This is a genomic window from Vibrio alfacsensis (genome assembly GCF_019670485.1).
In the GTDB taxonomy this organism is placed as follows: Bacteria; Pseudomonadota; Gammaproteobacteria; order Enterobacterales; family Vibrionaceae; genus Vibrio; species Vibrio alfacsensis.
Map to the genome: position 1 here is coordinate 479609 of NZ_AP024166.1, position 17884 is coordinate 497492.

The 17884-nt window shown below is 40.2% G+C and carries 17 protein-coding genes and 1 tRNA gene; 11 read left to right on the forward strand and 7 right to left on the reverse strand.

Annotation, left to right across the window (positions count from 1 at the left end; translation table 11 throughout):
- Window position 1: 1 nt before the first annotated feature.
- Window positions 2-1405 (reverse strand): undecaprenyl-phosphate glucose phosphotransferase, encoded by a 1404-nt coding sequence (locus tag VA249_RS16730; RefSeq protein WP_221071787.1) that lies wholly within the window; start codon window positions 1403-1405, stop codon window positions 2-4.
- Between the two features lie 1129 nt (window positions 1406-2534).
- Window positions 2535-2609: transfer RNA gene (locus tag VA249_RS16735), tRNA-Gly, on the reverse strand.
- A gap of 282 nt (window positions 2610-2891) precedes the next feature.
- Between VA249_RS16735 and VA249_RS16740 the strand changes: the two genes are divergently transcribed.
- The 3 genes from VA249_RS16740 (at window position 2892) to VA249_RS16750 (ending at window position 4795) form a co-directional block, all read left to right on the forward strand.
- Window positions 2892-3410, forward strand: coding sequence for a DUF4136 domain-containing protein (locus VA249_RS16740; RefSeq protein WP_221071789.1), 519 nt, complete (start codon window positions 2892-2894; stop codon window positions 3408-3410).
- Between the two features lie 249 nt (window positions 3411-3659).
- Window positions 3660-4064 carry a hypothetical protein gene (locus tag VA249_RS16745; protein ID WP_221071791.1) on the forward strand — a complete coding sequence of 135 codons (405 nt, stop codon included), beginning with the start codon at window positions 3660-3662 and terminating at the stop codon, window positions 4062-4064.
- A 50-nt stretch (window positions 4065-4114) separates the two neighbouring features.
- Window positions 4115-4795 (forward strand): DedA family protein, encoded by a 681-nt coding sequence (locus VA249_RS16750; protein ID WP_211917539.1) that lies wholly within the window; start codon window positions 4115-4117, stop codon window positions 4793-4795.
- A gap of 75 nt (window positions 4796-4870) precedes the next feature.
- Here the strand turns inward: VA249_RS16750 and VA249_RS16755 are convergent, their stop codons facing one another.
- A complete protein-coding gene (locus VA249_RS16755; protein WP_221072213.1) occupies window positions 4871-5512 on the reverse strand; it encodes a murein L,D-transpeptidase catalytic domain family protein in 642 nt (213 codons plus the stop codon).
- Between the two features lie 1153 nt (window positions 5513-6665).
- Here VA249_RS16755 and VA249_RS16760 point away from each other — a divergent pair.
- The 3 genes from VA249_RS16760 to VA249_RS16770 all read left to right on the forward strand — a co-directional run bounded on the left by VA249_RS16760 (window position 6666) and on the right by VA249_RS16770 (window position 8460).
- Window positions 6666-7364: an aspartate/glutamate racemase family protein gene (locus VA249_RS16760; protein ID WP_221071793.1), complete on the forward strand. Its 699-nt coding sequence runs from the start codon at window positions 6666-6668 to the stop codon at window positions 7362-7364.
- A 28-nt stretch (window positions 7365-7392) separates the two neighbouring features.
- Window positions 7393-7566 (forward strand): hypothetical protein, encoded by a 174-nt coding sequence (locus VA249_RS16765; protein ID WP_221071794.1) that lies wholly within the window; start codon window positions 7393-7395, stop codon window positions 7564-7566.
- A 135-nt stretch (window positions 7567-7701) separates the two neighbouring features.
- Window positions 7702-8460, forward strand: a complete 759-nt coding sequence (locus tag VA249_RS16770; protein ID WP_221071796.1) for a 5'-methylthioadenosine/adenosylhomocysteine nucleosidase — start codon at window positions 7702-7704, stop codon at window positions 8458-8460.
- A 101-nt stretch (window positions 8461-8561) separates the two neighbouring features.
- On the opposite strand, the gene VA249_RS16775 is transcribed toward VA249_RS16770, so the two are convergent.
- Window positions 8562-10901: a bifunctional diguanylate cyclase/phosphodiesterase gene (locus VA249_RS16775; protein ID WP_221071798.1), complete on the reverse strand. Its 2340-nt coding sequence runs from the start codon at window positions 10899-10901 to the stop codon at window positions 8562-8564.
- A gap of 503 nt (window positions 10902-11404) precedes the next feature.
- Between VA249_RS16775 and rbsD the strand changes: the two genes are divergently transcribed.
- The 5 genes from rbsD (at window position 11405) to VA249_RS16800 (ending at window position 16409) form a co-directional block, all read left to right on the forward strand.
- Complete coding sequence (rbsD, locus tag VA249_RS16780) at window positions 11405-11824, forward strand: D-ribose pyranase (RefSeq protein WP_221071801.1); 420 nt, start codon at window positions 11405-11407, stop codon at window positions 11822-11824.
- Between the two features lie 44 nt (window positions 11825-11868).
- Window positions 11869-13191, forward strand: coding sequence for an L-fucose:H+ symporter permease (gene fucP / locus VA249_RS16785; protein WP_221071802.1), 1323 nt, complete (start codon window positions 11869-11871; stop codon window positions 13189-13191).
- Window positions 13192-13242: 51 nt separating this feature from the next.
- Window positions 13243-14259, forward strand: a complete 1017-nt coding sequence (locus VA249_RS16790) for an aldose 1-epimerase family protein (protein ID WP_225927149.1) — start codon at window positions 13243-13245, stop codon at window positions 14257-14259.
- Between the two features lie 189 nt (window positions 14260-14448).
- The gene (gene rbsK, locus VA249_RS16795; RefSeq protein ID WP_221071804.1) at window positions 14449-15387 is read left to right on the forward strand and encodes a ribokinase; all 939 of its coding nucleotides are present in this window, start codon (window positions 14449-14451) and stop codon (window positions 15385-15387) included.
- 17 nt (window positions 15388-15404) lie between these two features.
- Complete coding sequence (locus VA249_RS16800; protein WP_221071806.1) at window positions 15405-16409, forward strand: substrate-binding domain-containing protein; 1005 nt, start codon at window positions 15405-15407, stop codon at window positions 16407-16409.
- Window positions 16410-16566: 157 nt separating this feature from the next.
- On the opposite strand, the gene VA249_RS16805 is transcribed toward VA249_RS16800, so the two are convergent.
- From VA249_RS16805 to VA249_RS16815, 3 genes are all read right to left on the reverse strand, one after another.
- Window positions 16567-16722 (reverse strand): DUF3012 domain-containing protein, encoded by a 156-nt coding sequence (locus tag VA249_RS16805; RefSeq protein ID WP_128812781.1) that lies wholly within the window; start codon window positions 16720-16722, stop codon window positions 16567-16569.
- A 125-nt stretch (window positions 16723-16847) separates the two neighbouring features.
- Window positions 16848-17234, reverse strand: a complete 387-nt coding sequence (cueR, locus tag VA249_RS16810) for a Cu(I)-responsive transcriptional regulator (protein WP_128812782.1) — start codon at window positions 17232-17234, stop codon at window positions 16848-16850.
- Between the two features lie 336 nt (window positions 17235-17570).
- On the reverse strand, window positions 17571-17819 hold the full coding sequence (locus VA249_RS16815; RefSeq protein ID WP_128812783.1) for a YgjV family protein: 249 nt from the start codon (window positions 17817-17819) through the stop codon (window positions 17571-17573).
- Window positions 17820-17884 lie beyond the last annotated feature (65 nt).

Here is a 17884-nt window from a genome sequence, read left to right on the forward strand (position 1 = left end):
TTCAGTACGCCGTTTTTCCGGTAAAGCCTTTGAAAACCGTCATGAAAATGATCTTTATGTCTAGCCAGGTTGACCATGACTGTATGTACTTCAAATCAAACTCAACACGTTTTTGCATTTTATCTAAAGTGTCGGTTTCACCGCGGTAGCCATTAACTTGAGCGAGTCCTGTGATACCTGGCTTCACTTTATGGCGCAGCATGTAGCGTTCTACGAGACTGCGATACTCTTCATTGTGTGCAACCGCATGAGGACGAGGACCGACAATAGACATTCGACCTTGAAGAACGTTAAAGAACTGCGGTAGCTCATCAAGAGACGTTCGACGTATAAACGCACCAAAAGGCGTTATTCTTGGATCATTTTTCGTTGCCTGCTTTACTACTTTTCCGTTATCCATTGCACTCATAGAACGGAATTTCCAAACTTTGATTCGGCGTCCATCTAGTCCGTAACGGTATTGCTTGAATATAACCGGACCAGGTGAAGATAGTTTAACACCGATCGCTACACCAATAAGGATTGGGCTAATCAAAAGAATAATTAAGCTAGAAAGTAAAATGTCTTGTATTCTTTTTATCCAACTGTTTGTGCCATAAAATGGAGTGTCGTGGATACTAACAGTTGGAACATTTCCAATTGTACTCAACCTAGACTGCATAAGGTTATAAATGAAAAAGTCTGGGATCAAATAAGTATTCGCTGTGGTGTCAGAAAAGCAGTCTAGGTATTGTTTTATTCGTTCACTCGCTTTCATTGGCATGGAGATATAAATATGTTGAACGGTGCCTCGTTTAGCAAGTTTTAGTGCTGATGGTACTTTTCCTCTGTAAGGTACAGGTAAATTATCTAGATCTAACCTTTCTTTATCTCTATCGTCATAAAAACCAACCACTTTAACTCCTAACTCTGGGTGGTTATTAAGTTCATTTGCGAGTTTAATACCATTTTCTGTGACTCCAACAATAACGGCATCTTTGCGGTTATATCCGTAGTCACGCAGCGTTTTTAGGGTTTGCTTCGCAAAATATCGCCAAGTAATTAACATGATTGGCGTTAAAAGTAACCATGATGTTGATACCACTCTAGAGTAATTCTCGCTTGTCTTAGTAAAAAAGGCGAGCAAGACAAGAACCATAAAAGTAAATAACCAAGCTTTGCCTATGGTAATGGCTTCGTCTTTGAATCTGTAAACTCTCCATGAGCGATAAAGTTCATTACTTTCAGCGATTAACAAGTAAAACAGAATCGCATAGCTGGCAGATAAAAGGCTTTTTTGGTCAAACGTGTGTGTGTATAAGGTAGATACTAAATAAAGAGTTAGTAGTATTACGAGAGAGTCAATGCTCCTGTAGAGAACATGTAAAGCACCATAGTTACTATGTAATTTAAGAGAGGTGTCCATATTTTAAGCCCGAGATAGTATGCCAGTGACTGTTGGTTAGCTCATTTTTCTTACGCTACCGCCCTTGAGTTTCGGCCCCCAAACTGCCATCGAGTTTATCCAGTCATCCTTGCTGCTGAGTTTTTTAATATTTAAGTGCTATAGGCTTATGTTTAGGTATTAGATATTACTCTTTTCCTAAAACCAAAGTCTGATTGCAAAATTGGATTTTTAGTCTACTTTCAAAATGCGTATATTCAATAGTGAATTTCGTTGAGTTGTTTTATTTCATAATAAATACTCGACGCAAATCACTCATTCTTATATGTGAGATATTCTTGCATCTCATTACATTAAACAGAGTAAATGACATTTTAATTCAATGAATATTAAATTTTTTAAAAATGCATTGATTGTTTTCCTGTCCAAATGGTTAATTAACTTGTCTTACTTTTGATAACTTTTACGTTCTATGATTTTTTATGTTGATATATATAGGGCAATCATTTATGAGAATGCGATGATAGAAATAGATAATTGTTCGTTTTGATGGTGATTAAATTTTTAATGATTATTAAATATTAATTACCCCTGATTGCTGTTACTTATTTTACTTAGGGTTTTATATTTAATTTATGTGATATGACTCGAATCTAATATTTAGATCTGACATATTTTTGAGAATTCCAGGCCAATTTTACAGGGTAAATATTTTACAGCTCTATCTGATAGGAAGCTTAATAGCGAAAGTAATTCATCAGTGTGAAAGCGAGTTCAGTCGCTTCTGTTCGAGGCAATTCTATTGCAAGTAAGCAAAGTAAGGACGAGTGTGACGGGCGTGTTATTCAATTGGTATCTATGCGGTATCTATGACACCCAGTTCGGCATTTCAGAAGTTGAGAAGTATTAAAGATTCGAGATAATTGCGTGATGCTTGGGTTACACCTCAGATTGTTCAGTTAGAGGTGTGCTCAGAACTAGGGAAAAAAGAGGGGGCAGATGTGCTATGCCATAGTTTAGCTGTGTATGTTTACGCTGATTTAGGTTAAGTCAGATAAGAAAGAAGATCTTTAGGTTTTTGTTTATAAAACAAATTATCGGAAAATGTGTTAGAGAGTTAGAGAGTTAGAGAGTTAGAGAGTTAGAGAGTTGGAGCGGGCAGCGGGAATCGAACCCGCATCATCAGCTTGGAAGGCTGAGGTAATAGCCATTATACGATGCCCGCGCATCGATAGGACAACGTCACTATGCCACATATCGTGAAAAAGAAAAGTCTTTTTTGATCAATCGGTTAATTAGTGTTCGTTTATGGAGAATTGTTGAGGATTACTTGTCTTTGATCACATTTTTCTATTATTCAATCGGTGATTTTTAGTTTGCTTTGGTCGTTTTGTTGAACACAAAGCATTCATAGGCGAAACTAAATCTGTAAATAATTTGATTTTTTTCGCTTTAACATCGCTTGTCGCACGTAGAATCAATCGATGAAACTAATAAGGATAATAGTATGTGGAAAAATTTTTTGGCAGCAAGCTTAGTGATGATTGTCGGTGCTTGTACGACAGTCACAACGGATGTTGATAAACAAGCAGACTTCTCAGCCTATAAAACGTTTGATTTTGGTCCCCAAAGTGACGTGCCTACAAGTCTAGATGCAAGACGTATAGAACAGGGTATCGCTGCTCAACTCGAAGCAAATGGCTTATCAAGAGTAAAGATTGGTGGTGATCTCTATGTTCATCATGACATCATTAAAGAAACCGAACTTGTTTCAACAGGTTCAACGTTTAGTGTTGGTTATGGTTGGAATAGCTTTGCGGTCGCGACATCTAGCCCTGAGCGATACCGTGAGCGTAAATACGGAAAGTTGGTGATTGAGTTAGTTGACACAAAAGCAAATCAAGTTGTGTGGAAAGGGATATCTAAGAAAAAGCTGACCGAATCCATGAGTACACAAAAACGTGAAGAACTTATCTCGGAAGAAGTGACTAAAATGTTCACTAATTATCCATACGGCAATAAATAGTGATATACCCAGTCAGTCTCGTTCAACCAAGTTAGTCTCACTAAACAAAGCATCTTGAGGTAATTTGGGTATAGACAGAAATACGAAATACCAATCAATTTGATATACCCTTAAATCTGGATAAATATCCGGCATTTGAGGGTATATCTGCTTTCAATAAAGACTTTTTTATTCTCGATTGAGAATTTAAATTGCAAAATACTGCACTTGGAGTTACAACAGCACATCGTTGTGTTTTAGGTGAATGTTGTGCGTTCTTATCTCGCTGGTGTGCTAGTACTATTGGTTGCACTAATGGCTTTTGAGTTAAGTCAGGCGCGTCTATCTTCAAATTCTCTGCACACTGCCAGTATCGCCCCATCCCTTGTAAATGAGCCCTCAATCGAGGAGCAACCTGCATTGCCAAAACGTAAGATGAAAGCAAGTCTGCTTAGTCGCAATGCATTACGAGTGAATCATAAAAACAACGGCCATTATTTTGATAAAGCTACTGCGTTCGAGACGTATGGTGTTGTCAGACCTACCGAGATTGCTAAGTGGTTTGTTGCTCAAGCCATGTTGTCATTTCGGTATGAATCTTTTCGTCAGTCTCGCTATAGAGTGGTTGGCGGTAAAGAGTCCAATCTTATCTACCGTTTTATGCATGCCAAGTAACTTATAGCACTCTTGTTTCGGTACTTTGCAATGATGTTTAGGAGTTCTTCATGTTTGATTCAATTATTCAAGTCTTACTTGCGTTATGGCATCAAGACTTTACAGCCTTGATGGCGCCAGGTAGTGCTGGTCTTATTTATTTTGTAGTTGCAGCACTTATCTTTTTAGAAAGTGGTTTTATACCAGCTGCACCATTCCCATGTGATAGCGTTGTTGTGTTATCTGGCACGCTGGCGGCGGTAGGCGTACTCGATCCGGTCATTATCATGTTGGTGATCGTCATTAGTGCGGCAATGGGGAGTTGGGCCGCATATTTACAGGGTAAATGGCTTAATCGTTTACCGAAAGTTCAAAGCTGGGTAAATGCTGTACCTAAAAAACGGTTGGATCAAGTCGATGTGCTATTAGGCAAACATGGATTGATTGCGCTATTCTGTGCACGTTTTATTCCGGTCGTGCGCTCTCTTCTACCTTTAATGATGGGACTTCGTGTTAACCGCGTAGGAAAATTCCACTATTTTGCTTGGTTGAGCGCTATTCTTTGGACGTTACTATTATGTGGATTCGGATTGTTACTGCCGTTACTGCCGGAAAAAATTAATAAAATCGTAACGATGGGTTTGATGGCTGCACCAGTGATCACATTGACTATTGCGGTAGCGAGCTTCATCTTAGTTAAAGTACGTAAGGCTTGGAACAAGTCGAAAACGACACCGGAACTGCCTCAGTAATGAGGATTATTTAGGTTTCACATCTAAAACAAAAGAGGCGCATTTTTTGCGCCTCTTTTGTTTGTATTGGGATGATCAGGCACTTGCGTAAATGACACTACCACCTTTTATCGTATCAATGATCTGACGGGATAACTTTTGTGGTAGTGCAGGGCATCCCCAACTGCGGCCTAAGTAGCCATTTTTCTTGATAAAAGATGGGTTAGCGTAATTTGCACCGTGGACAACAATATATCTTTCTCTTGCTTTATCGTTAACGCCAGAGGTCAAGCCGTCAAGACGTAGTGAATAGCCATTCGAACCATAATAGGTTGTATCTGTTAGAAATGTGCCCAATGACGTCTTGCGAGAGTTTATGATGTTTGAAAACTTCGTTGCTGTTTTTTTTCCACTGTTTACACCGTGGGAAACGTAAGTATTAAAAATTAATTTTTTCTTTTTCAAATCAACGACATAAAACCTTTTTTCTGTCGAAGGTTTGCTGTAATCGATGATCGTCAATACGGGCTTTTTCCGATTTGCTGTTTGATTGTATGCTTGGTATGCATCACTAAATAATTGGTAATCTAGAACACCCTCCAAATTGGCTTCTTTATATGTTTTTTCAATAAGTTGTTGGTTGACTTTGTTACCCGAATTTTTCCCTGAATGGTGCGCAAAAGCGAGAGGAGAAAATGATAGGGATGTCCATATCAACAATAAAAATAGCTTTTTCATTTTTACTAATATAACTCTAAATATTGCAAGCTGGTTGATTGCTTCATGCACTCAGTAATACAGCATGCACATCAAACTCATTCTATTCTCTATGTTTCTTAATATGAGTCTTATGGCCTACTTTTCGAAAAATAAAAGTAAGAAGTAAAACCCAATCACCTAAATGATTGAAATATAAATACATTGAGATACTAATTGATGACTTTAAATCATTCAGTCTGAATATTAGCCTATTTGAGTTATTAATAAAACTATGTTTACGTGGATTTACTTTACTAATGAATTATTAAAACAGTGTTCTTTTAAATGTAACCCTAAAATGTCTTTTTAATTCAAGGTTTTCTTTACTCAAGAAAAGATCGCATAGAAAATGAATACTGTGAAGTGGGTCGTAACAAAGTATTTCTTAATAAATTTAGGGAATCTTATGTACAGTGTTGCATTCATTAATGGTGAACACTGAGTGCTCACGATAGTTACAGGCGGCCTAAAGCGTACCGCACTAGTGATGATGTGAGCGTTTCGACCTCTGCCCCCCTTTTTTCTGGTTTTTGACGCACAAGGTGAAGCCGTAATTTATGGCGGTTCCTGCCGTTAAATAGGAAAGGGCCTCTTTGTGAACCATTGCGGTCATTAAATTACATTACCAAATGTGTGATTCAATGAGATAAAAATCGGATCCATAACGACAGTCATGATAGCGGCTATTCTGGTGACTAAGAGTGGTTTTGTATAATTGTGAATATATGTGGAACGTGAATTTTAGGGCGTTTTTATCCTACGTTTCGGTAGGGTAATATTAAATTGTCAATTAATTATTTTATAGAAAAATGACTTGTTATTAAGGTCGTGTCAATAATAGATACCCTTATTTATTTCGTAAATGGCATTTTATGAGTGTTATCAATGATTGTTAATGTAGGCAAATTCACGAACATATAAATACGATAGAAAGTTGATTGCGGATAACTTTTTTATTGGTGATGATGTGGTAAGTTTAAGAAAGTTTTTTGTCAATTAGTGACTTACGTAAATGATAAAAATCAAAGCACAGAGACTTCACAATAGATAGATCGCTTGTGTAGGTCGTTCGAGGTGGTTTAGCGATTACATTTTTTAATTAGATGAGTTTCGAGTGAAATTAGGAGTGTGAATGAAAACGATAGGGCTTATTGGAGGGATGTCATGGGAGTCTACCTCTAACTATTATCAAATTATCAATCGTGAAGTAAAAGGGCAGCTTGGTGGGTTGCATTCAGCAAAGTTGTGTTTGTACAGTGTGGACTTTGCTGAGATTGAAGCGCTTCAACATCAAGGTCGTTGGGCGGACACCGCAACAATTCTATCTGCGGCTGCTCAGTCAGTGGTCGCTGGTGGCGCAGATTTTATTTTGATCTGTACGAATACGATGCACAAAGTGGCTGATCAAATTCAGGCGTCGGTTAATGTCCCTCTATTGCACATTGCTGATGCTACGGCAACGCAACTTGTATCGGATAATATTAAGAAAGTCGGCCTACTCGGAACTCGCTTTACTATGGAACAGGACTTCTATAAGCAGCGTCTTACTCAGAAATTTGGAATTGATGTTGTCGTACCGAGCACTGAAGATCAAACTACCATTCATGACATTATTTACAATGAGTTGTGCAAAGGTGAGATAAGTGCCCCGTCGCGTGAAAAATACTTAGCTATCATGAACCAACTTGTTGAAATGGGGGCTGAAGCCGTGATTTTAGGGTGTACAGAAATCGCTATGTTAGTCGGCCCTCAATATACAGACATAAAACTATACGATACGACAGAAATTCATGCGAAAGCGGCGGTAGTTGAAGCTCTGAAAGGTATGTGATGTGTTCGGCGAAACTTAAGGAAGAGATATGAGCCATTATTGTGGACAGTGCCGTCAATTTACTCGGAAAAAAGGAAGCGCAGATTTTTGCTCTGCTTGGGGCCAGCCAACCTTTGCGAAAAAACAAGCCTGTGGTTACTTTATGCCCATGATTTCTAAGATAGAACAAGTTAAACTTCCTTTAAAATATGAGATTGACTAAAAAAGCAGCGTAGTGTGATGCTTCTTTAGGCAAACAGTTTTTTATACATAAGGCAAACGTTTGCCTAGATTTGATATGTAGTATAATCTGCGCTGCGTCACGAATTGGTGTCGCGTATTACATATCAGGATCCTCATGTTAAAGAAATCTCTTGCTCTTTTGCTTACCGCTTACTCGCTTCCATCTGTTGCAGGTTCTACTATCGGTATTGTTGGTGCGATGGATGTAGAAGTTGAAGCGTTATTGCCAAAAATTCAAAATCAACAAGTCAAAAGAATTGGTAGTCATCGTTTTTATACTGGTGAGTTAGAGGGAAAATCAGTCGTTGTGACGAAGTCTGGTGTTGGTAAGGTTAATGCAGCGATGACAACGACCTTACTGATTGAGTCGTTTGGTGTAGAGCAACTTATTTTTACGGGCATTGCAGGTGCGAGTGATCCTAAATTGGACCCATTGGATGTGGTTGTTTCAACTCGCCTTGTCCAGCATGATGTCGATCTAACCGCATTTAATATGCCAAAAGGCCTTTTGCCTGACTACCAGGAACGTTACTTCTACGCAGATAAAGCACTGCAAAAATATGCTTTCGATGCGGCCGTTGACACGCTTGGAAAAGAGAGTGTTTATCGAGGCATTATCGCATCCGGTGATCAGTTTATTGCAAGTAAAGTAAAAGTGACTGGGATTTACCAAGAATACAACGCGATGGCGGTAGAAATGGAAGGAGCAGCACTTGGTCAAGTTGCTGATGCTTTTAAAGTGCCTTACGTTGTAATTCGCACTATTTCTGATAAAGCGGATGGTTCTGCTGAAATGGTTTATTCAGATTTGAAGAAAGCAACCGCAGATAATTCGGCAAATATTACGCTTAACATGTTAAAGCGCATGCAATAGATATTGCCATTATTCGATACATCCAAGCTATGTTCGCGTTTGGCGTATGATTACTCTGACTCTGACTCTGACTCTGACTCTGGTTCTAGCGTGAGGCTAATTCAGGAGAGAGTCGGAGATTCAATTGGCTGATGTATTTTCCCACTTCTCCACCAAGTGATTAGCTGATCTTTTGTCATCGGTTTGCCAAACAGATAACCTTGCATAAAATCACAGTGATAGGTAGATAGCCAATCGTACATCACATGATGTTCAATTCCCTCCGCAGTCACCGTTTTGTTTTGGGCATGACAAAGCTCAATGATGGGTTTTATCACGTGACCATTGTTAGTCTGCATAAGAGTTAACAAAAACTGACGGTCAAATTTAATTTTCTGTACTGGGTATTGAACCAATTGCGTCAATGATGTGTAACCAGAACCAAAATCGTCGATAGCAAGGCGATAGCCAAGTTCTGATAGTTTATCGAGTAAGGCGGTTCCCTGATGGTCAGAGGCATACGTCTCTGTGATTTCTAGTTCTATATTCTTTGTTGGGATGCCGTTTTTGAGTGTATGCTTGTGAATAAAACCTGCCATCTCCAATGAATTTAATTCGGCGGAAGACAAGTTAATGGATAAGATAATCTCTTTACCAAATATATCCTTAAGGTGATGGTATTCAGCGGTGGCATGAGAGAAAACCCAACGGTCAATTTTTTCGAACATCCCTGTCTGTTCAGCGATAGGTATAAATTCTTGGGGAGAAACAAGTCCAATTCCCTCCGCTTCCCATCTAAGCAGTACTTCTAGTCCCTCAACATGTTGTTGAGCGCTGTCCATATAGGGTTGGTAGACAAGGTAAAACTCATCCTCAACGTTTGATTTTCTTAACGCTCGCTCAATTTGGCTTCTTCGTTTCGCTTCAACATTTAGCGATGCTGAGTAATAAGCAAATTGATTTTTCCCCGCACGTTTAGCTTGATACATCGCCGCATCGGCGTTGGAAAGCAGACGAGTGATTTCCTGACCATCTTGTGGATATTGCGCAATGCCAATACTTGCGGTGATGGGGTAGGAGAGTGAAAACTCATTCTCTGAGCTTTGCATCGGCTTTAATAACTCAGTTGCAAATAGGCTCGAGATGTTTTCTTTTTTCTCATTTGTTGAAAGCAATATTGCGAACTCATCGCCAGAAAGACGAGATCCAAAACAAGTGCCAATCCCAAGCTTAGAATGCTTGTTACATAGCCTAGTTAAATGTGATGAAAACTCTTTTAATAACTCGTCGCCAACTTCATGGCCATACTTATCGTTGACGTATTTGAAGTTATCCAAGTCGATATAAATAACCCATAGTTGTTTTCCCGGTGACGCCAGTGTATTCATCGCTAATTGGTGAAAATAATGCCGATTGGCTAGCTGAGTTAAATGGTCGGTTTCGGCAAGGTGTTTTGTCTCACGATAGACGACGTTTAGCTCTTCATACATATCGAAAAATCGAGAGGAAAGGCGACCAATTTCGTCATTAGTATCTAGAACGTCAATTTTCTTTCTTTGATTAGATTCCATTTCCTGAAGTTGCTTATCCAGCCGAGAAACTGGGCGCAGTACATAACGATAAATGATAGAAACAATGATTGTGATAGTAATGAAAGCTGCAATACCAAACGAGAATGCAAGTTCTAGCCATACGCGATCGACTTTGTTCCACATCAGATATTCTGCCGGTGATAATACGGCATAAAAATGAGGCAATAACTCGATGGTTTGGGCAAGTGGGACATCAAGCACAATCGCTTTGCTTGAGAATGTAATGACACTGTGTGTATCAAACTCGATTTGATGTTTAATCTGATTAAAGGCTTCTAGTGAAACGGAAACCACCACAAAAAAGACATTTTGAGGATCAAAACTTAGCGGTGCGTTACCTGTTCGCTTATCAAAAAGTTCATATTGGAGAAGAATGCTTTGGCCGCTAGAGTTATAGATGAATCCAGTGTGGTTTGTCTCTCCGTATTTTTCATAACTGGTTGAGACATAGTCGAGTATGTTTGGGTCAACACGGTCGTTCGCTTCGTAGTATTGGTTTTCTGTGTAGTAGATGACATTTTGTGCTCCATCGAGGATTGCCATGTTCGCGTCGCCGCCATATCCATAACTGAGCACATCTACCGTTTCATCGAGGCGTTTAAATAGCTGTCTTTCTCGATACCGATTGTCATGATTAATAAAATAGTCCTGCAAGACATCACTCTTGCTTAATGTGTACGCATAGCTATTCAGGAAAATGTTGGCTTGACGAAATTGCCCCGCGAGTTTTTCCATTTGCAGTTGGATATAGCTATCTTCACGTTTAACGAGGGTGACTTTTTGGATGCTGTAAATGATGTAACTTGATACGACAGCACTCAATAGAATGATCGGCGCAACGAGCAACACCACTCTGTGACTTAATTTCATCGCGGTATTTTATTCCGTTTGTGTCTTTACAAACTACAAACGTTGCTTCCCTTGCGGTACTGAACGAGTGAGAATGATAATCATGGTTTGTTGCCAATTGTAAGCACACTATTTTTGAATTTCAGGCCCCCTTATTGTATTTGTGATGATGTAAATAGTTTTAGTGCGAATTGTTGCAAAATGTAGTCATTGATTTGATGGCTTTTATATTGAATATCCAAGTAACTATCGAGATAGGGTACTCTACGATAGCAGCTTGATTTGGGTCGTCTTTAGCAGTCATCGAAACGTTTCGATGGTTTCGGTGTGACATAAGTAGACTTTTGTTCGGACTGCACCTGAAATTTCCCGATCATTCTCACACCTTGCGAATCCTCTACTAGTCAAATTTTATGGCCGCTCTATTATTGTCATCGAAACGTTTCGATGAGTTTTATGTCAATAAGAAGTATTAAAAACTGGCGCTCACAGTTGTTTAAACGTGTAACCGAAAGGTCGATGAAATGAAAAAAAGTACCCTATTAAATTCCGAAATTTCTTACTTGGTCTCGACGCTAGGCCATACCGATGAGATCACGATTTGTGATGCAGGTTTGCCGATCCCTGAACATGTGCAGCGCATTGACTTAGCACTGACGCATGGGGTTCCTAGTTTTATAGAAACTGTTCGCGTGATTTTGTCTGAATCTCAAGTAGAGCGCGCAATTATCGCGGAAGAGTTTGCTCAGGTTAGTCCTACTCACCATGATGCCCTGATTGCTGAGTTACAAAGAGACAGTGAACAAAGCGGCAAGACAATTGATGTTGTTTACATGTCCCACGAAGCTTTTAAATCTCGTACAGAGCAAAGCCGTGCGGTTGTAAGAACAGGAGAGTGTACACCATACGCAAATGTCATTTTTCAAGCGGGTGTCACGTTCTAAATAACGTTGTCGATTCCAAGTTTTCCTGAAATGGAAGGTAATTTATGTTTATAAAAAATACAACAGTTCAGCACGCGGATGGTTACTTAAACAAAACGCCGTTGTTCCAGTTCTTACTACTTTCTTCTGTGTTTGCGCTTTGGTCAGCAGCCGCGGCACTAAATGACGTTCTGATCACTCAGTTTAAATCGATCTTTGATCTTTCAAACTTCGCTTCGGCATTAGTTCAATCAGCATTCTACGGAGCATACTTTCTAGTCGCGATTCCTGCGTCTATGGTTGTGAAGAAAACTTCTTACAAGCTGGCGATTTTACTTGGTCTTGCTTTGTACATCTTCGGTTGTTTGATGTTCTTCCCTGCATCGCATGCGGGCACCTACACCATGTTCTTAGCCGCGATTTTCTGTATTGCGATTGGTTTATCATTCCTTGAGACCTCTTGTAATACTTACTCTGCGATGATCGGTGAGCCTGAACGTGCGACTTTGCGCCTCAACGTCTCTCATACAATCAATGCGATGGGTTACATTATTGGTTTGCTGCTTGGTAAGCATTTGATTTTCCAAGAGGGTGTTGACGTGGAACATATGATGTCTACGCTGACAGGTGCGGAACTTGCCATGTTTAAAGAACAAGTTCTGCAGCAAACGCTAGAACCATATAAATGGCTAGTGGGTATTATTGCGACGGTTGCTACGCTTATTGCGATTACTGAGTATCCAAATTGTAAAGCGGTTGCCGACAAGAAAGAAGAACAGCCTTCTTTTGGTGAAACGCTATCTTACCTAGCTGGCAATGCTCGTTTCTTCAAAGGTATCGTGACCCAATTTGCTTACGTAGGTATGCAAGTAGCGGTGTGGTCATTTACGATTCGTCTAGCATTAGAAATGGACTCAACCATGGTAGAACATGACGCTGCAAACTACTTGCTGTATGCATTTATCATGTACTTCTTAGGCAAACTATTAGCGAACTACTTGTTTACTAAAACCTCTCAAGAAAATGTATTGATGGGTTATTCAGCGATAGGTTTCGTATGTTTGATTTACGTGACGTTTGTTCCTAACTTCAGTGCGGTTTGGGTCGCTGTAGGTACATCAGCATTGTTCGCGCCTTGCTGGGCGACAATTTTCGCATCAACGCTTCAATCTGTTGATACTCGTTACACAGAAACTGCGGGTGGTTTTGTCGTTATGTCTATCATTGGTGGCGCTGCGATTCCAGTTATCCAAGGTTTGCTAGCGGATTCAGTAGGCATGCAAGCTTCTTTCTTAGTAAGTGCACTTTGTTTCGCGATTGTATTCTTCTACTTCATGAGTGAGAAAAAATACAAGCAAGCATTTAGCTACAAGGTTGCTGAAGCTTAATTTTAATAGATGGCTGCTCAATATAGGGCAGCCATTTCTAGTGAGAGATTGATGATGTTTACGATTCCTCTATACAAAGAACAATTTGCAAAAGAAAGAATGCTTATCCTGAAGTCTGAAGACTTTGAGGTGAATACATTCAAATATAACTCAGGCGTAGAAGCGGTAGAGATTAAAAATAGCAAAGGGCACTTGGTGGTTTTGCCTTTTATGGGACAAATGATTTGGGATGCTAAGTTTCTTGATACTGATTTATGTATGAAGAATATGTTTTCTGAGCCAAAACCAGCAAAAACTATTGTAGAAACCTACGGCTGTTTTGCTTTCCATGCTGGCATGATTCGCATGGGCTGCCCAACACCTCAAGATGATCATACTCTCCATGGTGAAATGCCTTGTGCATCGATGGACAGTGCTTGGTTAGAGGTCTGTGAAGATAAAATCGTGATTAAAGGTACGTATGAGTATGTGATGGGCTTTGGTGATCATTACCTAGCTACGCCATCTGTACATTTAGAGAAAGACGCAAGTGTATTTGACATCAACATGGCAGTTAAGAATCTTGCGTCTGTTGACATGCCTTTGCAGTATATGTGCCATATCAATGCGGCGTATTTTGAGAATGCGAACATGACTCAAAACTTGCCGGATGAAGCATTTACATTGCGTGAAAGTATTCCGGCGCATGTCCAGCCGACAGAGCAATGGCTCGCATATAATGAAAGTTTAAAAAATTCGCCGCCTTTTGCTGCATTGGATAAACCGGAAATGCATGATCCTGAAATTGTTTATTTTCTAGATGATATTTCGACGTTCACTGATCGTGCAGAGTTCAGAATGGAGATTGGTGGCAAACGTCTTATCACTGAATTTAGCACCCGTGAATTTAACAGTACGACTCGATGGATTTTGTGTAACGGTGATCAGCAGGTAGCGGCTTATGCGATTCCCGCAACATGTCGACCTGAAGGATTTCTTGCCGCTAAGCGTAATGAAACGCTGATCTATTTAGAGTCAGGGGAAGAACGTTGTTTCTCTGTTCGAACTGGCATTGAGACCTTAGGCTAAAGCTAAAGCTAAAGCTAAGTGATTAAGTGCTTATTTGCTCTCTTGTTACAGATAAATTAGTGATGAGAGAGCAAAAAATAGATGCCTTTGGCTTTTTACATGAACAAAGCTGATAAGCAGAAAAGTAAAAGCCATCTATTTTTCTTCTGTTCTAATTAAATAGGTTCACTTTGAACCGAGGATAACCGTATGAATAAGTTAGTTGTATTGGGTAGTGTGAATGCCGACCATGTTCTTCAAGTGCCTTCTTTCCCTCGCCCGGGCGAGACGTTGCATGGACGTAACTACCAAGTTATCCCTGGTGGTAAGGGGGCAAACCAAGCGGTAGCAGCAGCGCGTTTAAACGCGGATATCGGTTTTATCGCCTGTGTTGGTGACGACTCTTTTGGTATTAACATTCGTGAAAATTTCAAAATGGATGGCATTGATATCACAGGTGTAAAAATGCAGCCGAACTGTCCAACGGGTATCGCGATGATCCAAGTTTCTGACAGTGGTGAGAACAGTATTTGTCTATCAGCGGAGGCAAATGCGAAATTAACGGCTGAAGCCATTGAATCAGATTTAGAACGAATCCGTCAGGCAGATTACTTACTGATGCAACTTGAAACACCAATGTGTGGCATTGAAAAAGCAGCGATTGTTGCTAAATCAGCGGGTACAACGGTAATTCTAAACCCAGCGCCAGCGCGTGAATTGCCGGATAGCTTGTTGTCTTGTGTTGATGTGATTACGCCAAATGAAACCGAAGCAGAAGTGTTAACTGGCGTCACGGTGACGGACGATGAAAGCGCACACAAAGCCGCAAAGATTTTGCATGAGAAAGGCATCAAAACGGTGATGATCACCCTAGGTGCTCGTGGTGTTTGGTTGAGCCAGAAAGATCAAGGTAAAATTATTCCTGGATTCAGAGTGGAAGCGACAGATACCACTGCTGCTGGTGACACCTTTAATGGCGCATTCGTGACTGGTTTATTGGAGTCATTACCTTTAGAATCAGCGATTAAGTTTGCACATGCAGCCGCGGCAATTTCTGTTACGCGCTTTGGTGCGCAAACTTCTATTCCAAGCCGTGATGAGGTTGAAGCATTTCTTGCTAAAAACGAGTACTTGCTAAACAACCGTTAGTTAAAAGGAGTAATGACATGGCAACGATGAAAGACATCGCGAAACTCGCAGGGGTTTCTACCTCAACCGTAAGCCATGTTATTAACAAAACTCGTTTTGTCAGTGAAGAAATATCAGAACGAGTAAATAACGCAGCAAGAGAACTGAACTATTACGCGCCATCAGCTTTGGCGCGTAGTCTTAAGGTCAATCGAACCAAAACATTTGGTATGCTGGTAACCACATCAACTAACCCATTTTTCGGTGAAGTGGTGAAAGGGGTAGAACGCTGTTGTTACCAGAAAGGTTATAGCCTGATCCTCTGCAATACCGAGGGCGATAATGAGCGCATGCGAGATTCTATTAATACGCTATTGCAAAAGCGTGTTGATGGCTTAATTTTAATGTGCTCGTCATTAGAGGGGGAGCGGATAGAGGTATTCGAACGCTACCCTGATATCCCGGTGGTTGTGATGGATTGGGGCCCAATGCTATTTGCGAGTGATAAGATCCAAGATAACTCACTACGCGGTGGCTATTTAGCTGCGAAGTATTTGATAGATTGTGGTCACAAAGAAGTAGGGTGTATTACCGGCCCACTAATCAAGCACCAAGCACAAATGCGTTATGAAGGTTACAAACGAGCGGTGGTTGAAGCAGGCTTAAGTTTTAATGCGAATTGGATCGTTGAATCTAATTTCGAATGTGAGGGTGGGTATCAGGCATTTAAGAAAATGGTTGAACGAGGACCATTACCAAGTTCAATTTTTGTCTCGAATGATATGATGGCGATGGGTGTGCTTAACGCTGCCAATGAATTGGGCATTGAAGTACCTGAACGACTCTCAATCATCGGATACGATGATATTCACATCGCGAAATACATGTCACCGTCTTTAACGACTATCCACCAACCAAAACACAGCCTAGGCCAAGCGGCTGTAGAAACACTTTTACGCAAATTGAATGAGAAAACGCAAGAAACTCAAGTTGTGCAATTAGAGCCAACACTGGTCGAACGTAAGAGCGTCAAATCGTTATAAAGCGTGATCATTACGAACCCCCAACGTGTATCTTTAGGGGAATGTTTGTAACAGAAACTGGCTTTGTTTGGTAAGCCAGTCTCATTTTTATTCGGTATCTTTGCTGTTGTAAGGTGCGAGTTTATCTCGGGCTTAGATTCCCCCGAGTTCAAGTCGTCTAGAATACACAGTGTTTTGCAAAGTCAGAAGCTTCGTTTGCTGTCCATTCGCCTTTTGGTTTTTCTTTCATATCTTTACACCACGCTTCACTGCCGACTTCTGTACAAGCCATTAGTTGCGCTGAGACAAAAACAATAAGAGCTAGCTTTTTCATTACTCAATCCTTTTGATGAATGCTTAAAGTGAGAGTATAAGTACTAAGTTTATGATTGTTATTGTAAATGTCAATTTTGAGGCGTAAGTCATGTTCAGAGATGATCTTCTTAAACGCAGTACCACTTACTTGGTTAAATCATCAATAATAGGGCAGTGACTTTTTGCATTTCCCGGGCACGCGGAAACCCAGCTTTCAAGCTGTTTTTTGATTTCCAAAAGGTGGGCAATCTTTTGCTCTACCTCTTCCAGTTTATCCATTGCACGCGCTTTAACTTCACTACTTTTCCTGTTTGGATTTCCTGCCAAATGAACGAACTCTTTGCATTCTTGAAGAGAAAAACCGGCATTTTTGGCTCGTGATACCAGATTAAGTTCTTGAATATGTTTGTCAGAGTACTCCCGATAGCCGGATTCACTTCGGTTGGGCGGAGAAATAATGCCTTTCTCTTCATACATGCGAATAGATTTAGAAGATAGCCCAGTCAGTTTAGCAATTGCACCAATGTTCATGGTAAGCCTTTGTGTTCAATGTTGTGTTTATCACGAGTATATACTCGAAGCACATAAAAGCTGATCGAATTATTATATTGCTGATTGCTGATTGCTGATTGCTGATTGCTCAGTGGCGATGTCGCTAAACTGAGATGGTTATGTGGTAAAGCAGGAGTCGTTATTGTGAAGTGTTGTGGTTTCTTATCTATTTGATTTTATGTGGTATTTAGGATTAAGACAAAAATGGGATAACATGCAAAAATGATTGTGAATGGATGCTAAATGGATGTTACTTGCACAATGTCAAAACAAAAAGCCCGCAAGTATATGAACTTACGGGCGCATTATTTTTTGTTAGGCATTTTCAGGCGCTAGGCTTTTTTTTTCACGCTGCATTTTCGCGAGGAAATACACGTTTACACAGGCGATGAAGCCATTGGTTAGCACTACTGGCCATGAGTCAATCATCAAACCGTATGCGGTAAAAAGTGCACAACCGATAAAGTTCAGAATGCGAAGTTTAACGATGTCTTTCATAGTTAATGAAATCGCGACCATGATAGATGCAGCATAGCCTAGAATTTCAACCATATTCATTTCCATTATTTGACCCTCTTAAATCTGCCGAATTTTGTCGGTACCTATTCTTCTCATCTTGAGATTAACGA